Here is a 20888-nt window from a genome sequence, read left to right on the forward strand (position 1 = left end):
TCAAGCACCGTTCGGCGCCGTGACCGGCGCGCGGTTGAAGAAATAGATGCCATGCGGCGAGCGGCCCACTGCAATCGTCTGGATCAGCTTGCGCGTGTTGAGATCGATGATGCCAATGTGCTTCGCGAAGCGGAAGGTCACCCACAGATAGCGCTTGTCGGCGGAAAGTTCCATGTCATCCGGTCCCGGCATCAGGCCGCTGATGTCGCCGACGTTGGTGAGCGTGTCTTCGTCGATGATGCTGATCGTGCTAGCGACGCGGTTCGACACCGCGACATGCTTGCCGTCGGCGAGCGAGCGGAAGTTGTGGGCGCCCTTGCCGGTGTGAATCGTCTTGACAACCTTCTGGTTGCGCCAATCCACGACGGCGACGTAGTCCTCGCCGGTCATGCCAACGAGCAGGTACTTTTCGCCCGGCGTCATCCACAGGCCCGCGGGCACCTTGCCGACCTTCATCTTCCATTTGACGGTTTGCGTGGGCAGATCGATGGCGGCGAGTTCGCCCGAGATCTGCAGCGAAACGAACACCGTCTTGCTGTCGTTCGTGAACGCCATGTGGCTCGGCATCACCGCGAGCGGCAGCCGTGTAGCCAGCGTCATCTGGTTCTTCTGGTTGTCGTAGTGGTAGATGTCGAGGCGGTCGAGCCGCAGGCCCGTAGTGACGAGCCACTTGCGATCCGGCGAAAAACCGATTTGATAGGGATCTTCGATATTTTCGACCCAGCGCTGCAACTGCCCCGTTTTCGGATCGACGAACATCAGGTTGTTCGACACCGAATTGGCGACGATCAGCGAGGAATTGTCCGGCGTGACCATCAGGTGATGCGGTTCCTTGCCCGTGGGCACGGTGCCGATGACCTGGCGGCTGTTCTCGTCGATCAGGCTCAGCGTGGCCTCACCGGAATTGAGCACGATCACGTTATTGGCGTGCGCCGCCGGAGAAAAAAAGCCTGCGGCGGCGACCAGCACCGCAGTCGCGGCGAACGTGGCAGTGAAGCCGGGAAGAAGAAATTTACGCATGAAAACTCGCTTCGGAGAACAACGGTCATTGTAGAACGTTTGCCGGCCCGAGCGGTTGACGTAAGTCACCGGGCGACGACCGAAAAATGACGGATGCGATGAAGTGCGGCCGCGCGCAGGTGGGTTCGTCTACCACGTCCAGTTCGATGCTCGCGTCACGCGTTTTCGAGTGAGAAATCAATGTGCCTCTCCTTGTCAGAATCAATCATGCATCAACCACACGCCAATATCGCCCAAAAGCATTAGCGAAAAAATAGGAATATTCCTTTTTTCACACAGTTAAAATCTACCTGTATTAATATATTTTTTAGCCCGTTTGAATTTCGGAGTTCGCTGATACCCGAATTGCGCGCGGACATCGGAGAATTCTTCTACGCGTCGCCTCGCCAGCGCCTCACCCATGAATGCCGCGCGCACAACGCGGGGACGACGCGCGCTCGACCAAATAGCGCATGTTTCATCAATGCCCAGCGTTTTGTATTTTCAATATTTTAAAACCCACCATGGCAATAACATCGTGTTTATCTTGAATTACACACTGCACGCACAAAGCACAATAATGCGGAGGAATGTAAATTGATGCCCAAGCATATTTCGATAATTCGCCGTACCACGTCTCAAAGAAAAGTCGCGGCGCCGCGAACAGCCTGCCTGCAAACACACGTTGCTTGCGCGCGCCAGAAAGGCATCGCCCGGGCGGTTCGACGTACCGCGGGTGTTGCCATAGCGGCGGCCCTTTACGTCACGGAAGCGAACGGCGCCGGCGTCGCTTCCGTCGAGGTCGGCACGGCCAGCGCGCCCGGTGACGCCGCGGTCGCGATAGGCGCACAGGCCATCGCAAGCGGCAACTCATCGCTGGCGATCGGCTCGCAGGCGAACGCGCAAAACGACGGCGCGCTCGCGGTAGGGGCAGGCGCCACCGCACAGGGCGACAGCGCAGTCGCCGTGGGTCTCTCCTCTTCCGCACAGGGTGAAGGCGCGAGCGCCTTCGGGCCCTATGCGAATGCGCAAACGGAACGCGCGACCGCGGTCGGTCTGAACGCATCGGCGCTCGGCGTCGACTCGGTCGCAGCGGGCTCCGGGTCAATCGCGGCGAATTCGGCTGCCTCCGCGTTCGGTTCTCTATCCACGGCAACCAGCGTCGGATCGACCGCGCTCGGCTATGTCGCGCAGGCCGGAGGCACCAGCTCGCTTGCCGCCGGAGCATGGGCCTCGGCGCTGGCGGATTCTAGCGTCGCGCTGGGTAGTAGTACCCTCGTCAGCGGTGTCGGCGCCATCGCCCTTGGCGTCGCTGCGCAGGCGAGCGGCGCCTACGCCAGTGCAATCGGCTTCGGCGCAACGGCGGCCGGAGCCGGCGCGATCGCGCTCGGCAGCAACGCGAACGCGAGCGCCGACAACAGCGTCGCGCTTGGCGCCAATGCCAGCACCACGACGGATCTGTCGCAAAGCGCGTTTGTGCCCGGGGGAGTGGGCGCGACCCCGGTCGCAGCCTCCAGCGCGACAGGCGAAGTCTCGCTCGGTTCGGCGAACAATGAGCGTCGCCTGACCAACGTCGCCGCGGGCGCCGCGCCCACTGACGCGGTCAACGTGAGCCAGTTGAGCGCGGTCGACAACAAGGTCGATGCACTCGCTCAAAGCAGCGCGCAGCATTACCTCAGCGCTGCTGACCCGGCCGACGGCTCCAACGACGCGCTCGCAGACGGCACGCACGCGCTCGCCGCGGGCAGCAACGCCAGCGCCATGGGCACCGACGCAAGCGCATTCGGCACGAGCGCCAGCGCGAGCGCAACCGACTCGACCGCGATCGGCGCGGGCGCTGCCGCCGGCACGGCCGGCGCTACGTCGCTGGGCGCATCAGCGTCGGCCTACGGCTCAGGGGCCACGGCGCTCGGGGCCAGCGCGACGGCAAACGGAGACGGCGCCCTCGCGCTCGGCTATCAGTCGAGCGCGCTAGCCGCAAACTCCGTCGCGCTCGGCCAGGGCTCGATTGCCGATCGCGCGGGTACCGTGTCGGTCGGTTCACCGGGCAACGAGCGCCAGATCACCAACGTCGCGGCTGGCACCGCCGACACCGATGCGGTCAACGTCGCCCAGCTGAAAGCGGTGAGCGACCGGAGCAGCGCGAACGCAGCGAAACTGGACGGCGCGGTCATGTACGACACGAACGCCGACGGCAGCATCAATCACAACAGCATTACGCTCGGCGGGGATACCACAGAGCGCACCGCCATCCACAACGTCGCGGACGGCGTGCTCGCGTCCGACGCGGTCAACCTCGGTCAGCTGAACGCGGCGCTCGAAGGCGCGATCAATAACGCGGCGATCGGCACAGCCGGCGCGTTGTTCAGCGCGGAGGGCGACAGTGCGACTGAAACCGCGCAGGCATCGGGCGCACACGCGATTGCGGCTGGGGCGAACGCGCGGGCAAGCGGCGCCAACGCGGTCGCCGAAGGTGCGAACGCTCAGGCGTCCGGCACGAACGCCATTGCCGTCGGAGCGAATGCACAAGCAAGCGGCGCCAGCGCGGCAAGCATCGGAGCGAATGCCATCGCCAACGGCAACAACGCGACGGCGGTGGGCGCCGCGGCCAACGCGAGCGCCGACAACTCGGTGGCCTTAGGCCAAGGCTCCATCGCAGACCGCGCGAACTCAGTATCCGTTGGCTCGGCGGGCCAGGAGCGCCAGATCACCAATGTCGCGGCCGGCGTGCGAGGCACCGACGCGGTCAACGTCAATCAGCTGCAGCAAAGCATGAGCGGCGCGATCAGCGCGGCGAATCGCTATACCGACGACCAGATCCGTTCCGCCCGCCGGGACAGTTACGCAGGCACGGCATCGGCGATCGCGATGGCGGGCTTGCCACAAGCGGTCCTGCCGGGACACGGCATGGTCGCCATGGCCGGCGGCACGTACGGTGGTCAATCCGCACTCGCGATTAGCGTGTCGCAGTTGTCGAACACTGGCAAATGGATCTACAAGGTCCAAGGCAGCACCGACTCGCGCCGGCAGTTCGGCGCATCGATCGGCGCGGGGATGCATTGGTGAAATCAGTTCGAGCGAACGTATCGGACAAAGCCCGGACGCGGTGCACACCCAGTGCCCCGCGTCCACAGGCGAGCGCCCTGGCTTTAGCGCTGCATCGACTCCCACACTTTGTGCAGGCGTTTTACCGAAACCGGCATCGGCGTGCGCAGCTCCTGCGCAAACAGCGAGATGCGCAATTCCTCGAGCAGCCAGCGGAATTCCGCAAGCCGCGGATCCACGACGCCGCCGCGCTGCGATACCGCCCGCTGATAATGCTGCAGCAGCGGCTGGAATTCGGCGAACTGCCGCGCGTCGCGGGTGGCGTCCGCGCGCAGCTTGTCGATACGCAACGCCATCCCCTTCAGATAACGCGGGAAATGTGCGAGTTGGGCGTACGGCGTATCGACGACAAAACGCTTGCCGATCAGCGCATCGAGTTGATTCTGCAGATCGGAGTACGCGGCCGCGAATGGCTTTGCCTGCAGAAGCTTCTTCATCAGGCTCGCGTATTCGGCGAGGATCTGGCCAACCAGCCGCGAGATTTCCTGCGCGAGCAACGTGAGGCGGCTACGCCCTTCGTCACGTCGGGTATGGAAGCTCGCATCGTCGTCGGGCAGGGGGTCCTGCAGACACGCGCGGTCGAGTGCGGTGTCGATCAGCTGATCGCGCAGTTCTTCCTGCGTGCCGCGCGGCATGAATTGCATGGCCATTTCGCGCAGACCCGGCAGATTCTTCTCCAGATACTTGATCGGCTCCTTCAATTGCAGTGCGAAAAGCCGACGCAAGCCCGCCCGATGAATCCGCGCGGCTTCTTCCGGCGAATCGAACACCTCGACGTCGCAATGGGTGCCACGGTCCACGAGCGCCGGATAGCCGAACAACGTCTGACCACCGCGGCGAATTTCGAGCAATTCGGGCAGCTTGCCGAAATTCCACGTGGTCAGGTTTTCGTACAGCGCGGTGGCTGGTGCGCCATCCGGCGTCGCGGGTTGTGGCGCGGCCGCGCCCTTGCCGCGCGCCGGGCCACTCGCAGCCAGATCTGGAGAGCGCGCAGGTGTTGCGACACCGCCGCCGCCCGCATCGGCCAGCGCGGCGCCTGCCGCGCCCGAAACGAGCTTCTGGAAATGCTGCTGCGCCTGACCGCCGAGCTCCGCGCGCAGTTGCGACAGATTGCGCCCCATCGCGAGTTGCCGGCCATGTTCGTCGATGACCTTGAAGTTCATGAACAGATGCGCGGGCAGCGTCTCGAGCTTGAAGTCGGACTGCTTCATCGCGACCTGGGTCTGCTCGCGCACGTCGGCGATCAGCGCCTCGAGCAGGCCCCCTACTCCGAAGCGCTGTGCGCTGTGCCGTTCGACGAAGCCCGCCGCGTATTCGGGGAGCGGCACGCAATGCCGACGCAGCTTCTGCGGCAGCGACTTCAGCAGCAACTGCGTCTTTTCTTTCAGCATGCCGGGCACGAGCCACTCACAACGACGCGCGTCGACCTGATTCAGCGCATACAGCGGCACCGCGAGCGTTACGCCGTCGCGCGGCGTACCCGGCTCGAAGTGATAGGTCAGCGCCATCTCGATGCCCGCCATCGTCAGCCGCTTCGGGAACAGATCCGTCGTGACACCCGCCGCTTCGTGCCGCATCAGATCGTCGCGGGACAAATACAACAGCCTCAGCTTGTCCTCCGCCTGGCCGCTCTTTTTGACTTCATCGCGATACCAACGCTCGAACGACGCGCCGGTGTAGACGCCATCCGGCAGCGCCTGATCGTAGAACGCGTAGATCAACTCGTCGTCGACCAACACGTCCTGACGGCGGGACTTGTGCTCGAGCTGTTCGATGTCGGCAAGCAGCTTGCGGTTGTGCGCGAAGAACGCAAGCTTCGTGTCGAACTCCCCTTCAACAAGCGCACCGCGAATAAACAGCTCGCGCGCCCGCGCAGGGTCCTGCTTGCCGAATGCGACGCGCCGCCGGTGGTAAATCGGCAGGCCATACAACATCGCGCGCTCGAACGCGGACACCTGCGCTGCACGCTTTTCCCAATGTGGCTCGGACAGCGACTTCTTCAGCAGATGCGCGCCGACCTTCTCGACCCACTCCGGCTCGATTTTCGCGATACAGCGCGCGTAAAGCCGGCTCGTTTCGACGAGTTCTGCAGCCATCACCCACTTGCCCGCTTTTTTCACGAGCGCAGAGCCCGGCCACAAATAGAACTTGATGCCGCGCGCGCCGAGATAGTACGGCTCGTCGTCGGCTTTCAGGCCGATGTTGCCGAGCAGGCCGGTCAGAAGCGCAAGATGGATCTGCTCGAACGTAGCCTCCGCTTCGTTCAGGCGCCAGCCGTGCTCACGCACGACCGTCAGCAATTGCGAATGGACATCGCGCCACTCGCGCAGCCGCAATTGCGACAGGAAGTTCTTGCGGCACTCGTCCTGCAACTGCCGGTTCGATTTCTTGTGCGCGATCGCTTCGTCGAACCAGTTCCAGATCTTCAGCCACTGCAGGAATTCGGAGCGCTCGTCGGCGAACCGGCGATGCGCCTGGTCGGCCTGCTCCTGAGCTTCGATCGGGCGATCGCGCGGGTCCTGCACGGACAGCGCGCTCGCGATGATCAGCACTTCCTTCAGCGCCTGCTGGTCGCGCGCGGCGAGGATCATGCGGCCGACGCGCGGGTCGAGCGGCAACCGCGCGAGTTCGCGGCCGAGCGGCGTCAGCTGATTGTCGTCGTCGACGGCGCCGAGCTCGTTGAGCAACTGGTAGCCGTCGGAAATCGCACGGCCCGGCGGCGGTTCGATAAACGGGAACGTTTCGATCGCCGTCAGGTGCAGCGACTTCATGCGCAGAATCACCGAAGCGAGCGACGAGCGCAGAATTTCCGGATCGGCGAAGCGCGCACGGCCCTGGAAGTCGCTTTCCTCGTACAGACGAATGCAGATGCCATCGGCGACCCGGCCGCAACGCCCCGCGCGCTGGTTCGCGGCGGCTTGAGAAATCGACTCGACCTGCAGCTGCTCGACCTTGTTGCGATACGAGTAGCGCTTCACGCGCGCGAGGCCCGTGTCGACCACGTAGCGGATGCCGGGTACCGTCAGCGAAGTTTCGGCGACGTTGGTCGCCAGCACGATGCGGCGCGCGTTCGACGCGCGGAACACGCGCTCCTGCTCGGCGGCCGAGAGCCTGGCGAACAGCGGCAGAATCTCCGTATGGGGCGGATGATGTTTGCGCAGCGCCTCGGCGGCGTCGCGTATTTCGCGCTCGCCGGGCAGGAACACCAGTACGTCTCCGTGGCCTTCGCGGCACAGTTCGTCGACGGCGTCGACGATCGCCTCCATCAGATCGCGGTCGGTCTCGCGCTGCGTCTTCGGGCGTTCGCGGCCAGACGACGCCGCACCCGAGGTCCCTTGCGCCGCCTTGACCGCCGGGCTGTCCTCGACCACCGGCCGGTAACGCACCTCGACCGGATACAGTCGCCCGCTCACTTCGATCACCGGCGCGGGCTTGTCGTCGCTGCCGAAGTGACGCGCGAAACGGTCGGCGTCGATCGTCGCCGAGGTCACGATCACCTTCAGGTCGGGACGCTTCGGCAGAATCTCCTTCAGGTAGCCGAGCAGAAAATCGATGTTCAGGCTGCGCTCGTGCGCTTCGTCGATGATCAGCGTGTCGTAGGCTTTCAGCAGCGGATCGGTCTGCGTTTCCGCAAGCAGAATGCCGTCGGTCATCAGCTTGACCGATGCGCCCGGCGCCAGGTTGTCGTTGAACCGCACCTTGTAGCCGACCACTTCGCCGAACGGCGTGCCGAGTTCCTCGGCGATCCGGCGCCCGGTCGCCGACGCCGCGATCCGACGCGGCTGCGTATGGCCGATCAGACCATTGCCGCCGGCACCGAGACCACGGCCGAGCGCGAGGCAGATTTTCGGCAGCTGCGTGGTCTTGCCCGAGCCGGTTTCGCCCGACACGATCACGACCTGATTCTCCGCGATTGCCCGCGCGATCTCATCGCGACGACCGGAGACAGGAAGCGCTTCGGGGAACGTGATCGGTGGAATCGGATTCGGCTCGACGACCCGCGGCGGCCTCGGTTCGCGGGGCGCGCGAGGCTCCTTGCGCGGCTCGCCCGATTGTTTGTCGTGCGATTGCGTGTCGCGCGAGCCGTGACGTGGCTCGCCGCGGGCAGACCCGGGTTGCTCGTGACGTGGCCCGCGCTCCCCCTGTTCGTTGCGAGGCGCACGACGCTGTTCAACGCGAGGTGTGTCCGAGCGCGCGTCGCGGACTTCGTCACGCTGCTCGCTTTGCCGCGCATCGCCTCGTTCATCGCGAGCCTGCCGGCCATGCGCACCGCTGGGCGCGGTCGGAGGCGTACTGCGGTGCTCGCTTTGCGGCCCAGCGCCCTGCTGCTCGCGGGCCGCGTTATGAAGCGCGGAACGGAACTGGCCAAGCTGCTCGCTCAACGAAGCACCACGTTGCTCGCTACGACCCGCACTGCCCCGCTTTGCACCAGACACTTCACCCGATTCAGCGCGAGACACACCGCGCCGTTCGTCACGCGCCGCGCCTCGCGCGCCAGCGTGCTCTTCGCGACCTTCACGGCCTACACCGCCGGCTTCCGGCGGCACTTTTCGCGCAGACGCGGCCTCCCCCCGACGCGCGTCATGCGCCTGATCGGGTCTCGCATCCTGCGCAGGCTGGCGCATCGTGTCGCCGGGGTTGGCCGGCTCGCCGGACGACGCCGGTTTCTCGTTCGCCCCAGCGGGACTTTTGGGTACATTCGACATGGGGGCGCATTATAATCCCCGGCATGAATTCCCAAACCGACCTCGTCCCCGCGCCCGCGAGCGTTCCGGCCCCCGCCGACTCGACGGAAACCCTCGCCCAGCACGCGCAATTCGTCGACTGGATGCGTTCAGTCGCACCGTATATCCACGCGTTCCGAAACAAGACATTCGTTGTCGGTTTCGGCGGCGAAGTGGTGCATCAGGGGCTGCTGAATGCACTCGTGTCCGACATTGCGCTGCTGCAGGCAATGGGCATCCAGATCGTGCTGGTGCATGGCTCGCGCCCGCAGGTCGAGGAGCAGATGAGCCTGCACGGTGTCGAATCGGAGTTTTCGCACGGCATGCGCATTACCGACGCGCGCGCGCTCGAGTCCGCGAAGGAAGCGGCCGGCGAAGTGCGTCTCGACATCGAAGCCGCGATCAGCCAGGGTCTGCCGAACACGCCGATGGCGCACGCGCACATCAGCGTCGTGTCGGGCAACTTCGTGACGGCGCGCCCGGTCGGCATTCTGGACGGCGTCGACTTCCAGCACACGGGCCTCGTGCGCAAAATCGACGCGGATTCGATCCGACACTCGCTCGCGAGCCGCAAGCTCGTGCTGCTGTCGCCGCTCGGCTTCTCGCCCACAGGTGAAGCGTTCAATCTGTCGATGGAGGACGTGGCCTCGGCCGCGGCGATCGCGCTGCGCGCCGACAAGATCGTGTTCCTGACCGAAACCCCGGGCCTGATGGAAGCCAGCGAAACCGGTACCGACCTGATCCGCGAACTGTCGCTCGACGACGCCTACAAACTGCACGAAAGCGGCGAAGTCACCGGCGACGCCGGGTTTTACCTGAAACATTCGATCCGCGCCTGCCGCGGCGGCGTGCCGCGCGCGCACATCATCCCGTATGCGCTCGACGGCAGCCTGCTGCTCGAACTGTTCCTGCACGACGGCGTCGGCACGATGATCTCGTACGAGAACCTCGAAAGCCTGCGCGAAGCGACGCCGGACGACGTCGGCGGCATTCTCGCGCTGATCGAGCCGCTCGAAGCGGACGGCACGCTGGTACGGCGCGGCCGTCACCAGATCGAGCGTGACATCGACCACTTCTCGGTGATCGAGCACGACGGCGTGCTGTTCGGCTGCGCGGCGCTGTATCCGTATTCGCAGGAGCGCATCGGCGAAATGGCGTGCCTGACGGTCGCGCCCGAAGCGCAAGGGACCGGTGATGGCGAGCGTCTGCTCAAGCGCATCGAGCAGCGCGCGCGGGCACGCGGCCTCACACGCATTTTCGTGCTCACCACGCGCACCGAACACTGGTTCCTGAAACGCGGCTTCGTCAAGGCTACGGTCGACGACCTGCCCGAAGACCGTCGCCGACTCTATAACTGGCAGCGCAAGTCGCTCGTGCTGATGAAACAGCTTTGAGTAACCGCTTGATCGTCCCCATCTGATCCGAACTGGCGTCTGCCCACCCCACATTGATACAGTAACCATTTTTCATGGGACCGCAGTAAGTGCTAAAGCACCAACTCCGGTCGACACAGGAGAAGCACAGCATGACTCGTATGGTTCAATGCGCGAAGCTCGGCAAGGAAGCCGAAGGCCTCGATTTCCCGCCGCTGCCGGGCGAACTCGGCAAGCGGATCTACGAAAGTATCTCGAAGGAAGCCTGGCAAGCCTGGTTGAAGCAGCAAACCATGCTGATCAACGAAAACCGTCTGAACATGGCCGATCCGCGCGCACGTCAGTATCTGATGAAGCAGACCGAAAAGTTCTTCTTCGGCGAAGGCGCGGATACCGCATCGGGCTACGTACCGCCGTCGGCCTGAGCTTGCCACGTCGAGACAACTCGACACCACGCTTCGCCCGAACGGGCAACGCACGGCTAAAAATCCGCGCCGCAAGCGCGGATTTTTTTCGCCCTGACATCGGCGGCGCATCGTGTCCGCATTCCCATCGTCTTCCCGTCAAAAAATCGTCCCGCTAATGTTCTAAGCGGTCCGTTTTCAAACCCGTTCAGACCCCGCCAAAGCCCCCGCCCGGCAATGGATGCAGCCGCATCGGCGACCTCACCTCGCGCCCCGGTTTGCACGATCCTCTGTCATCGTGCTAACATATGCCCCGTTTCAGCTGCAATTCACCTTCATTCGTGTTCTTTTCAGTTTGACTCGGCGTGCGTTTTCCGCGCGTGCGTCATCCTGAATCGAGCTGTTTTTAAACAAGAAGGCTCGTCGGTCGTTTCCCCGCCTCAAGCGGAAAAATTCAAGACCGGCCTTTTTCGTTTCAAGCCTTCAGTGGCGCATGGGTCAGCTTCCGCCAGCCCCGCGTCCTTCGTGCATCTGCCCCCCTTCCACGGCCACGCAGGTGCAACAGTCAGCACAATCTAGACGAGTGTTTTTTCGCGAACTCATCGCGAGGCACGGGCGTTTGTTTCTTTTCGCCAACTGTTCCGCCGCTGGATAACCGGCGCCGCGGATACCCTCGCCCCGCTCACGAAATTGCACTTCCAGCAACCGAGGCGGAACGCATCACGAGTTTCGTCGCAGTCATTGGAGTTTTAAACCTTGACCGCTTCCAGCAACGGCTTCTGGCGACATCACAAACAAGAACAACGCCTTTCCCTCGACGACATCACCGTCGTCGATCACTCCCTCCTGAAACGGGCCGTCGGCGCCATGGCGCTCGGCAACGCGATGGAATGGTTCGATTTCGGCGTGTACAGCTATATCGCGGTAACGCTCGGCAAGGTGTTCTTCCCTTCGTCGAGCCCGTCGGCGCAGCTCATCGCAACCTTCGGCACGTTTGCCGCGGCGTTTCTCGTGCGGCCGATCGGCGGCATGGTATTCGGGCCGCTCGGTGACCGCATCGGCCGGCAGCGCGTGCTGGCGATGACGATGATCATGATGGCCGCAGGGACCTTCGCGATCGGCCTGATCCCCAACTACGCGACGATCGGCATTCTCGCGCCGGTGCTGTTGCTGCTCGCGCGCCTCGTGCAGGGCTTCTCGACCGGCGGCGAGTACGGCGGCGCCGCGACCTTCATCGCCGAATTCTCGACCGACAAGCGCCGCGGCTTCATGGGCAGCTTCCTGGAGTTCGGCACGCTGATCGGCTATGTGCTCGGCGCGGGCACGGTCGCGCTGTTGACGGCGACGCTGTCGACCGACGCGCTGCTGTCCTGGGGCTGGCGCGTGCCGTTCCTGATCGCCGGTCCGCTCGGCCTGGTTGGTCTCTACATCCGTATGAAGCTCGAGGAAACGCCCGCGTTCAAGAAGCAGGCCGAACAGCGTGAAGCCGAGGACCGCGCGGTGCCGCAGCAGTCGTTCCGCCAGTTGCTCGTGCAGCAATGGAAGCCGCTGCTGCTGTGCGTCGGCCTCGTGTTGATCTTCAACGTGACCGACTACATGGCGCTGTCGTATCTGCCGAGCTATCTGTCGGCGACGCTGCACTTCAACGAAACGCACGGCCTGTTCCTCGTGCTGCTCGTGATGATCCTGATGATGCCGTTGACGCTCGCCGCCGGCCGTCTGTCCGACGCGATCGGCCGCAAGCCGGTGATGCTGCTCGGCTGCGTCGGTCTGTTCGCGCTGTCGATTCCGGCGCTGCTGTTGATTCGCATGGGCACGGTGTTGCCGGTGTTCGCCGGTCTGATGATCCTCGGCGTGCTGCTGTCGTGCTTCACCGGCGTGATGCCGTCGGCGCTGCCGGCGCTGTTCCCGACCCGGATCCGCTACGGTGCGCTCGCGATCGGTTTCAATATCTCGGTGTCGCTGTTCGGCGGTACGACGCCGCTCGTGACCGCATGGCTGGTCGACCGCACCGGCAATCTGATGATGCCCGCGTACTACCTGATGGGCGCCTCGCTGATCGGCATCGTGTCGGTGCTCGCACTACGCGAAACCGCGCGCAAGCCGCTGCTCGGCTCGGGCCCGTGCGTCGCGACGCGCGCCGAAGCACACGCGGTGCTGCGCGGCGAGCGCGAGGCCGAGGAGATGGATGAAGGGTTCGCGGCGGCTGCGACCGCGCGTGCCTGATCCGCGCAGTCATCCCTCGCTAGGGTAGTGTCGAAGCGGGCCGGCGATATTCGCCGGCCCGCTTTTTTTACGTCAGCAGCGAATCGAACGTCGCGCTGACCTGCGCGCCTTCGACGATCAATCTACCCGCGCACACCGGCAGCTTGAAACGCCGCGGCCCCGCGCTGCCCGGATTGACGTACAGCACGCCGTCGCGCTCGGCGATCGACGGCTTGTGCGAGTGGCCGCTCACAACGACGCGAATGCCTTCGTCGTGCGGCACGCAGCCCAGTTCGGCGATGTCGTGCACGACCAGAATCGTCACCTGCTGGACGGTCAGCCGCGCATGCGTCGGCAAAGAGGCGGCCCAGTCGCCCGTATCGTTGTTGCCGCGCACCGCGGTCAGCGGCGCGATCCGCGCGAGCGCGTCGAGCACGTCCGGGTTGCAGATATCGCCCGCGTGAATGATCGCATCACAGCCGTCGAGATAATGCAACGCTTCGGGACGCACGAGGTTGTGCGTGTCGGAGACGAGCCCGATACGGGCAGCAATCGAAGGTGGGCGACGTGAAGCCATGCTCGATCTCACTCAGTCTGCGGCTGCGCCAACTCTCGCGCCGCCGCGTGAGCGCGCCGCTGCCCAGCCAGCATGCGCCGCGTCAACCCCTGCACGACGACCGACACCACCGCCGCGCACGCAAAGCCCGTCGCCACACCGTACTGCGGCAGCAGCAACGCCGTCACCGCGAAGAACGCCGCGAACGAGCCGCGCCCGACCACCATGCCGCGCATCAGCAGCGCGACGAAGTCCGCGCCATGCGCACGCTGCGCCGATACCGCGAGCACGATGCCGAGCAGCGGAAACACCGACAGCACGCCACTCCAAGCCGCGCCCATCGATGCAGAGGCCGCCGTCACCGCGAGCGTCAGCAGCGCGCCCGCGAGCATCCTTACGGCCAGATCCGCGCGCCCGACGCGCGCCGCCGGCACATGGCCCGTCGCGCGCGGCAAGCTGCTCTGCGACACCGCCACGCCCACGCACGCCGCCGCCAGCGCCCATCCGGCCGAGCCGGGCAGCCGCACGATCACCAGCGCAACGCCGAGCCAGCCGGCCACCCCCACAAGCAGTGCAAGCGGCCAGTCGAAGCGCCGGCAGGTCCACCCATAAGCAAGATTGAACGCCTCCAACGCGGCGATCGCCGCAATCGACGCCGCCGACGCCTGCGCCGCGAACGCCGGCCCGCGCTCGAGCGCGAGCAGCAGCATGATCGGTCCAGCGACGACCGGCAGCCCCGCGAGCCATCCGGCGACCGATGGTCCCCAGACGCGCGCGGCCACCGTCAGCGCGGCGAGAAAGGCCGGCACCAGCACGAGCTTCAGCGCGAGCAGCATTGCTCAGGTCTCCAGCACGTGTTCGATGCGCCGGTCCGGCACGAACCACCACACGGCCGCGAGCGCGTACAGCGCAGCCGACGCCCACGGCACGACAAACGCGAGCCCGATGCCGGTCAGGTAAATAACGACCGAGACCTTACCCTTGAAGTCGCTGCCCAGCGCTTTGGCCAGAGCCGAATCGCGTCCATGCTGAGAAATCAGCGCGCGCGTCAGGATGAAATACGCAATCGCCGACATGAACAGCACGATGCCGTACATCGCGGTCGGCCACGCGGCCAGATTGTTTCGGCCGACCCAGTGCGTGACGACCGGCAGCAGCGACAGCCAGAACAGCAGATGCAGGTTCGCCCACAGCACCTTGCCGTTGACCGTCTGCACCGCATGGAACACGTGGTGGTGATTGTTCCAGTAGATGCCGACGTAGATGAAGCTCAGTACGTAAGCGCAGAACACCGGCACGACTGGGCGCAGCGCCGCGAGATCGTAGCCCTCGGGCACCTTCAGCTCGAGCACCATGATCGTGATGATGATGGCGATTACGCCATCGCTGAAGGCTTCGACGCGTCCCTTGCCCATGCTGCGATGTCCCGAAGATGAATGCGGTGGGGCGCACAGCCCGCCCGCGCATCGCGCGCGGGCCGCGCCGCTGCCGATTATCCGTGATGGTGTGAGGATTTGTCGATGCGCCGAGCCGGCCGCGCGGATGACTCCGTCCGCCGCGGCTCACGGGTAGTAGACGGCGAGCCAGACGCTTGGCTCGGTGTCGCTCGTATATGCGACGCGGTGCCGGCAATGCGCTTCGATCAGCACGTGATCGCCTGGCTTCATCGGAAGCGGCTCGGGGTCGCCGTCGAATTCGAGCACCGCCGCGCCGCTGAGCAGCACGACCCATTCGGCGCGCGGGCTGTCGTACCAGAAGCCGGGCGGACTCGCCTGCCCGGTCGACACGATCCGCTCGATCGTCACGCCGCCCTGCTCGACGAGCGCGTCGACCTGCTCGTCAGCCGTCGTCGCCGGCCGCGCGACGGCGTCGAACAGGTTGCCGCTGTTACGTGCGGGTTTGAGCGAGCTTGTCATTCGCGTGTCGCGCCGGCGTCAACGCGGTTCATTGCATCGGCTCGAGCCCATCGAGCAGCGTCAGCACGAGTTCGCTGATGGTCGGATGCACGTGCATCGCGTATTGCAAAGTCGGATATGGCGCGCCCGCCGTCATGATGTCGACGAACGTATGGATCGCCTCGTCGCCCTCGACGCCGTGAATCGCCGCGCCGAGTATCTGTTTGCTGTTCGCATCGACGAGCGCCTTCATGAAGCCGTCGGTTTCGCCACGCTCGCGCGCACGGCCCACGCGCGACATCGGCATCGTCGCGATCAGCGCTTTGCGGCCGCTCTTGCGCACCTCCTCTTCCGACATGCCCACGCGCGCGAGCGGCGGATCGACGAACACCGCGTACGTCATGATCCGCGTGTCGACGCTGCGCGCGCCACCGTCGAGCAGGTTCGCCGCGACGATCTGGTAGTCGTCGTAGGACGTATGCGTGAACGCGCCGCGGCCGTTCACGTCGCCGATCGCCCACACGCCCGGCACGCTGGTGCGCAGCTGGCCGTCGACGATGATCGTGCCGTGCCGGTCGGTCTCGATGCCGGCGACGTCGAGACCGAGGTCGTCGGTATTCGGCGTGCGGCCGGTCGCGACCAGCAGGTGCGATGCTTCCATCGCCGGGATGTTCTGCTCGAAGCCGATGCACACATCGTTCGCGCGATGCGGATGCAGCTCGACGCGCGTCGGCTGCACGCCGAAATGAAACTCGACGCCCTCGCGCGCGAGCACCTTCTGCACCGACTCGGCGAAATCGGCATCCTCGCGGTTGAGCACGCGCTCGCCGCGCACCAGCACGCTGACGCGGCTGCCGAAGCGGCGAAACACCTGCGCGAATTCGAGCGCGATATAACTACCGCCGACGATCACCAGATGATTCGGCAACGTGGTCAGTTCGAGCAGCGTCGAGTTGGTGTAGTACGGAATCCGCTGGATGCCTTCGAGCGGCGGCACGACCGCGCGCGTGCCGGTGTTGATGAAGATTTCGAACGCGCTGAGCTCGTCCAGTAGCTGACCGTCGCGCCCAATGACCGAGAGCGTGCGTGGGCCGGTGAAGCGCGCATGGCCATTGAACACCGTGATGTTTTCCGTGCCGCGCAGCCATTTTTCGACGCCGCTGCGCGACTGCCCGATGATCCGGTCCTTGCGCGCCTTGACGGCCGCCATATCGACGCTGACCGAGCCCACCTGCACGCCGAGGTCCGCAGCATGGCGCGCCACGTGCGCCGCGCGGGCGCTCGCCACATAAGATTTGGTCGGTGTGCAGCCAACGTTGACGCAGGTGCCGCCGAAGTCCGCGCGCTCGATCACCGCGGTACGGCGCCCGCTTTGAGCGAGCCGCACGGCGAGCGGCGAGCCGCCTTGTCCCGTACCGATCACGACTGCGTCGAAGTGCTGTGGCATGGCAACTCTCCCGGGTCTGGGTGCAGGTCGTAGCATCTTACGCTTAGTGCCACGGGCTGCCATGCGATGTCGGATTGTGCGGGCGCTTTGGCGATGGCCCGTTTTGCCGCGCGCCGCGCGAGGCGGCGCCAGTCAGTCTGGATTACTGGGTGGTACTTCGCGGGACTTCTCAGGCGTGGCAATGAACCGCGCAAATCAACTCGCGCGAACGCTGCAGGGCGGCCTGCGCGCCGCGCGCCGCGAATACCCAGCCGACCTGGCCGAGATTGAAGTCTTGCGACACCATCACCTGCATCAAAGCGACCATCGGCAGCACGACCGATGGCCTGTAAAGCTGGTTTCTGATCAACTCTGACATCACGACCCCCATTGCGGAGCGCCGCTTCGGCACCGCGCACCAATAACGTTTCAATGGGGGAATTTTAGGGAGCGCGTCGCCGCCGATAAATAGCGGCAACGCGAAGTCACTTGTTCGGCAAACTGAACAATCGCGTCAGGACGCCTTCGCCATGCCGATCAATTGCGCGTCGTACAGCGTGCGCGCATAGGCGCTAGCCCCGACCGGCCGGCTGTACAGGTAGCCTTGCTGCTTGTCGCAATCGATCGCGCGCAGAAACGCCGCCTGCTCGGCGGTCTCGACGCCCTCGGCGGTCACGTTCATGCCGAGCGAGTGGGCCATCGCGACGACCGCCTGCGTGATCGCGATCGAATCGCGATGATCCGGCAGCCCTGCGACGAACGACCGGTCGATCTTCAGGTTATGCAGCGGAAAGCGCTTCAGGTACGACAGCGACGAATAACCGGTGCCGAAATCGTCGACCGACACGCGCACGCCCATTGCGCTCAGCGCGCACAGCATCGGCAGCACGGTGTCGCTGTCGCTCATCAGCAGCCGCTCGGTGATCTCGAGTTCGAGCGCGGCGGGTTCGAGCCCGGACTGCGCGAGACAGCGCTCGATCCGCTCGAGCAGCCCGTCGTTGAATTGCCGCGGCGACAGGTTCACCGCGACGATCAGATGCGGCGCCAACGTGCGCCGCCACTGCGCAACCTGCTGGCAGGCGTGTTCGAGCACCCAGTCGCCGATCTCGACGATCAGCCCGGCGTCCTCGGCGACCGGAATGAATTCGCCCGGCGACACGTTGCCCAGTTCGCTGTTGTACCAGCGCAGCAGCGCTTCCGCGCCGATCGTGCGACCGCTCTGGCTATCGACGATCGGCTGGTACACGAGGCTCAGCTCGTTGGCCGCGAGCGCGCGCCGCAGCGACTGCTCGATCGTGAAACGCCGCTGCAGATGCTGGTTCAGCTCGGCGGTGAAGAACTGGAAGTTGTTGCGACCGCGCTGCTTCGCGTGATACATCGCCGAGTCGGCGTTGCGCATCAGCGTCGCGACGTCCTGGCCGTCTTCGGGAAAGAGGCTAATGCCGATCGACGCGCCCAGGTAGTACTCGTTGCCCGCCACCGCGAACGGCACCGCGATCATGTCGAGAACGCGATGCGCGAGGGCGATCAACTGACCCGTATTGCCGTACGCGCTAGCGACGATCACGAACTCGTCGCCACCCACCCGCGCCAGCGTGTCGCTGCGCCCGACGCAGGCCGACAGCCGCTCGGCGACGCTGCACAGCAAGGTATCGCCGGCTTCGTGACCGGCGGTGTCGTTGACCTTCTTGAAGCCGTCGAGATCGACGAACAGCACGGCGACGCTGGCGAGTTCGCCGCCATGGTCGCCGCTGGCGCGCGGCGCGAACAGGTCGCGCATCCGCTCGGTCAGGTAGGCGCGGTTGTAGAGGCCCGTCAGCGAATCGCGCGTGGCGAGGTACTTCAGCTGGCGCTGCGCCTCGCGCACCGGCCCGATGTCGGAAAACGAAATCAGCACGGAATCCGGCTCGCTGTCGCCGGGCCGCAGGATCGGCACCACGTTTTCCGTGATCCACACGACTTCGCCGCTCATCAGCTCGAGGCCGATCGTCACGCCGAGCATCGGCTTGCCGGTCGCGAAGACCTGGGTGACCGGACGGTTGCCGTCGCCGATCACCGAGCCGTCCTCGCCGAACGCGCGTGTCATCACGGTCTGCATGCTGCGGCCGACGACCTGCGCTGTCACGTGCAGCATGCGCTGCGCACTCGGATTGCAGGCAAGCACGATGCCGGTGCGCGACTGCACGACGATGCCTTCGCTCAGATGATCGACGACCAGCCGGTGACGCTCCTCGCTATGCGCGAGGCGCTGCGCCATCGCGTCCTGATGGACCGCGAGGCCGACGCTGCTGCCGATGTCGCGCAGCATCGCCTCTTCCTCGGGGGTCGGACGGCGGGTGGCGCGGTAGTAGACGGCGAACGCGCCGAGCACGATGCCGGCGTCGTTTTCGAAGGGCACGGACCAGCAGGCGCGCAAGCCGTGCGGCAATGCGAAAGCGCGGAAGTTTTCCCACAGCGGATCGGATTCGATGTCGTCGACGATCACCAGGCGGCGCTCGAACATCGCCGTGCCGCACGAGCCGGCGCGCGGACCGATCGCGGCACCCTCGATCGCGGCGCTGAACGGGGGCGGCAGCGACGGCGCACCGCCGACGCGCACATGCAAGCCGTCGGGGTCGAGCAGCAGGATCGAGCAGCACGCGCCGTCGCCGAGCAGCGCCTCGGCGCGACGGCAGACTTCGTCGAGCAACTCGGGCAGCGGCGTGTTGCGCGTGATCAGCCGCAACACGCTGCGCTCGGATGCGAGTACTTCCTCGGCCCGTTCCGGGCGATAGCGGGCGCCCTCCGGCGCGGCTGTCGTCGTGCCACGTGATGTCGCTTCGCAAATCATAGTTGCGCCCCCCCAACCCAACATCGGCAAGTTAGTGTACGCGGCACACCGGGGTTTACGCTAAGCACGGCGTAAAAATCTGCAGCGCATCGCGTGCGGACGGCTACGGGTGTGGCGTGCAAGCATCGGTTGACGCGGGTACGACGGACGACGGCGCTTTTGGGGTGTCGGTTCGTGGCCCGGAGGCGCCGCGCGGCGGCTCGACGCGCCGGACCGCCGCGGCAGGTTGCGGCGGCCCGTTTGGCACGATTGTCTTCAGCGCGGCGGCGGCGTCAATCGCTCAAATGTCAATTGTTGCCGCCGCCTCCTGGAGGCCGTGTTCCGCCGCCACCGCCGCCTTGAGGACCACCGCCTTGGGGCCCGCCTTGATGACCGCCTGGGGGACGATTTCCGCCGCCCTGCTGGCCGCCGCCCGGCGGACGACCGCCTCCGCCGCCTTGCGGTCCGCCGCCCGGTGGCCGACCGCCGCCGCCCTGCTCCACGCCGGGAGGACGGCCGCCGGCGCCGCCCGGCGGGGGGCCACCCGGTGGGCGTCCACCCGCGTGACCCGGTGGTCGGCCTCCCTCGTTACCCGAAGGCCTTCCACCCGCATTGCCCGGATGCCCACCCGGTGGACGGCCACCCGCATTGCCCGTAGACGCTCCCCCCGGCGGACGCCCGCCCCCATGCCCCGGCAATGGCCGCCAGTTCGGCGGCGGATGCCCGGCGCCCGGCCGCGGCGGCGGGGGCGGCGCATGACGCGCCCAGCGCGAGCGCTGGCCGTACCACGGCTGGCCGCGGTAGTAGTTGCCCCAGTAATCGTTGATCGAAAACGCGAGGATCGGCAGACCGAGCGCGGCGCCGTAGTTCAGCGGCATGTTGTAGCCCTGGTACGGCGAACTGAGCCGCGATGCATACACCCAGCCGCGCAGATTCGGTGTGGCGACGTCGCACCACTGGTAATTGCTCAGGCACCCCATCACCGTCACCGGAACGCCGCCCGGTAGCTGCGCGACGATCGGGTAGTCGGACGCCGGGCCCGCGCGCACGTTGGTCCCGCTGTTCGTATAGGCCTGCGACTGCGCGGCGGCCACGCCGGGCAAACTCAGCAGGCCCGCTGCCATGTAAAGACCGATCACGAGTTGTCGTTGCATTCGTTCTCCCAATTTCGATGGTCGCCTTTGAACCATGCCGGCCTATGGGCCCCCAGTTCCCATCAATAGACGTTGCGCCTATTTCATGACACGCGAACGCGCGCTCGCGCCCGCAGCGCTTACGCACGGCATATGCCAGCCGGCAAGCCCGCGCGGCAACATCTGGTAACGACCCGCCCGAACTCCGGCGTTGTTCGTACGTCTGCGGGGCGGGCAACCGGCCGATCATCGGCGGCAT

At 65.5% G+C, this 20888-nt stretch carries 15 protein-coding genes; 4 read left to right on the forward strand and 11 right to left on the reverse strand.

Annotation, left to right across the window (positions count from 1 at the left end):
* Complete coding sequence (locus GCT19_RS03770; RefSeq protein ID WP_018435393.1) at window positions 1–1020, reverse strand: YVTN family beta-propeller repeat protein; 1020 nt, start codon at window positions 1018–1020, stop codon at window positions 1–3.
* Window positions 1021–1599: 579 nt separating this feature from the next.
* Here GCT19_RS03770 and GCT19_RS03775 point away from each other — a divergent pair.
* Entirely contained in the window at window positions 1600–4065 is a 2466-nt protein-coding gene (locus GCT19_RS03775; protein WP_152851036.1) for a YadA family autotransporter adhesin, read from the forward strand.
* An 83-nt stretch (window positions 4066–4148) separates the two neighbouring features.
* On the opposite strand, the gene hrpA is transcribed toward GCT19_RS03775, so the two are convergent.
* Both hrpA and GCT19_RS42590 read right to left on the reverse strand, forming a co-directional pair.
* Window positions 4149–8486, reverse strand: coding sequence for an ATP-dependent RNA helicase HrpA (hrpA, locus tag GCT19_RS03780; protein WP_152851037.1), 4338 nt, complete (start codon window positions 8484–8486; stop codon window positions 4149–4151).
* Window positions 8483–8623 carry a hypothetical protein gene (locus GCT19_RS42590; RefSeq protein ID WP_193727366.1) on the reverse strand — a complete coding sequence of 47 codons (141 nt, stop codon included), beginning with the start codon at window positions 8621–8623 and terminating at the stop codon, window positions 8483–8485. Before GCT19_RS42590 ends, hrpA begins: the two co-directional genes overlap by 4 nt.
* Before the next feature lie 210 nt (window positions 8624–8833).
* Between GCT19_RS42590 and argA the strand changes: the two genes are divergently transcribed.
* From argA to proP, 3 genes are all read left to right on the forward strand, one after another.
* The gene (gene argA, locus GCT19_RS03785) at window positions 8834–10222 is read left to right on the forward strand and encodes an amino-acid N-acetyltransferase (protein WP_152851038.1); all 1389 of its coding nucleotides are present in this window, start codon (window positions 8834–8836) and stop codon (window positions 10220–10222) included.
* 131 nt (window positions 10223–10353) lie between these two features.
* The gene (locus GCT19_RS03790; RefSeq protein ID WP_026228676.1) at window positions 10354–10626 is read left to right on the forward strand and encodes an oxidative damage protection protein; all 273 of its coding nucleotides are present in this window, start codon (window positions 10354–10356) and stop codon (window positions 10624–10626) included.
* Window positions 10627–11361: 735 nt separating this feature from the next.
* The gene (proP, locus tag GCT19_RS03795) at window positions 11362–12831 is read left to right on the forward strand and encodes a glycine betaine/L-proline transporter ProP (RefSeq protein WP_152851039.1); all 1470 of its coding nucleotides are present in this window, start codon (window positions 11362–11364) and stop codon (window positions 12829–12831) included.
* 67 nt (window positions 12832–12898) lie between these two features.
* Here proP and GCT19_RS03800 read toward each other — a convergent pair whose 3' ends face one another.
* The 8 genes from GCT19_RS03800 to GCT19_RS03835 all read right to left on the reverse strand — a co-directional run bounded on the left by GCT19_RS03800 (window position 12899) and on the right by GCT19_RS03835 (window position 20650).
* On the reverse strand, window positions 12899–13387 hold the full coding sequence (locus tag GCT19_RS03800; RefSeq protein WP_018435388.1) for a metallophosphoesterase family protein: 489 nt from the start codon (window positions 13385–13387) through the stop codon (window positions 12899–12901).
* An 8-nt stretch (window positions 13388–13395) separates the two neighbouring features.
* Complete coding sequence (locus GCT19_RS03805; protein ID WP_152851040.1) at window positions 13396–14202, reverse strand: hypothetical protein; 807 nt, start codon at window positions 14200–14202, stop codon at window positions 13396–13398.
* A 3-nt stretch (window positions 14203–14205) separates the two neighbouring features.
* On the reverse strand, window positions 14206–14781 hold the full coding sequence (locus GCT19_RS03810; RefSeq protein ID WP_018435386.1) for a TMEM175 family protein: 576 nt from the start codon (window positions 14779–14781) through the stop codon (window positions 14206–14208).
* A gap of 147 nt (window positions 14782–14928) precedes the next feature.
* Window positions 14929–15282, reverse strand: coding sequence for a cupin domain-containing protein (locus GCT19_RS03815; RefSeq protein ID WP_152851041.1), 354 nt, complete (start codon window positions 15280–15282; stop codon window positions 14929–14931).
* A gap of 28 nt (window positions 15283–15310) precedes the next feature.
* On the reverse strand, window positions 15311–16708 hold the full coding sequence (locus tag GCT19_RS03820; RefSeq protein ID WP_152851042.1) for an FAD-containing oxidoreductase: 1398 nt from the start codon (window positions 16706–16708) through the stop codon (window positions 15311–15313).
* A 169-nt stretch (window positions 16709–16877) separates the two neighbouring features.
* A complete protein-coding gene (locus tag GCT19_RS03825) occupies window positions 16878–17066 on the reverse strand; it encodes a hypothetical protein (protein ID WP_008922008.1) in 189 nt (62 codons plus the stop codon).
* 135 nt (window positions 17067–17201) lie between these two features.
* Window positions 17202–19517 carry a putative bifunctional diguanylate cyclase/phosphodiesterase gene (locus tag GCT19_RS03830; protein ID WP_018435382.1) on the reverse strand — a complete coding sequence of 772 codons (2316 nt, stop codon included), beginning with the start codon at window positions 19515–19517 and terminating at the stop codon, window positions 17202–17204.
* 287 nt (window positions 19518–19804) lie between these two features.
* On the reverse strand, window positions 19805–20650 hold the full coding sequence (locus GCT19_RS03835) for an SH3 domain-containing protein (RefSeq protein ID WP_152851043.1): 846 nt from the start codon (window positions 20648–20650) through the stop codon (window positions 19805–19807).
* Window positions 20651–20888: the final 238 nt, after the last annotated feature.

The sequence above is a fragment of the Paraburkholderia atlantica genome (assembly GCF_009362785.1).
In the GTDB taxonomy this organism is placed as follows: domain Bacteria; phylum Pseudomonadota; class Gammaproteobacteria; order Burkholderiales; family Burkholderiaceae; genus Paraburkholderia; species Paraburkholderia atlantica.

Excerpts from the sequence above, each read along its gene's own strand:
- GCT19_RS03770 (WP_018435393.1), bottom strand. The coding sequence starts at position 1,020 with ATGCGTAAATTTCTTCTTCCCGGCTTCACTGCCACGTTCGCCGCGACT.
- GCT19_RS03775 (WP_152851036.1), top strand. The coding sequence starts at position 1,600 with ATGCCCAAGCATATTTCGATAATTCGCCGTACCACGTCTCAAAGAAAA.
- argA (WP_152851038.1), top strand. The coding sequence starts at position 8,834 with ATGAATTCCCAAACCGACCTCGTCCCCGCGCCCGCGAGCGTTCCGGCC.
- GCT19_RS03790 (WP_026228676.1), top strand. The coding sequence starts at position 10,354 with ATGACTCGTATGGTTCAATGCGCGAAGCTCGGCAAGGAAGCCGAAGGC.
- GCT19_RS03800 (WP_018435388.1), bottom strand. The coding sequence starts at position 13,387 with ATGGCTTCACGTCGCCCACCTTCGATTGCTGCCCGTATCGGGCTCGTC.
- GCT19_RS03805 (WP_152851040.1), bottom strand. The coding sequence starts at position 14,202 with ATGCTGCTCGCGCTGAAGCTCGTGCTGGTGCCGGCCTTTCTCGCCGCG.
- GCT19_RS03810 (WP_018435386.1), bottom strand. The coding sequence starts at position 14,781 with ATGGGCAAGGGACGCGTCGAAGCCTTCAGCGATGGCGTAATCGCCATC.
- GCT19_RS03815 (WP_152851041.1), bottom strand. The coding sequence starts at position 15,282 with ATGACAAGCTCGCTCAAACCCGCACGTAACAGCGGCAACCTGTTCGAC.
- GCT19_RS03820 (WP_152851042.1), bottom strand. The coding sequence starts at position 16,708 with ATGCCACAGCACTTCGACGCAGTCGTGATCGGTACGGGACAAGGCGGC.
- GCT19_RS03825 (WP_008922008.1), bottom strand. The coding sequence starts at position 17,066 with ATGTCAGAGTTGATCAGAAACCAGCTTTACAGGCCATCGGTCGTGCTG.
- GCT19_RS03830 (WP_018435382.1), bottom strand. The coding sequence starts at position 19,517 with ATGATTTGCGAAGCGACATCACGTGGCACGACGACAGCCGCGCCGGAG.
- GCT19_RS03835 (WP_152851043.1), bottom strand. The coding sequence starts at position 20,650 with ATGCAACGACAACTCGTGATCGGTCTTTACATGGCAGCGGGCCTGCTG.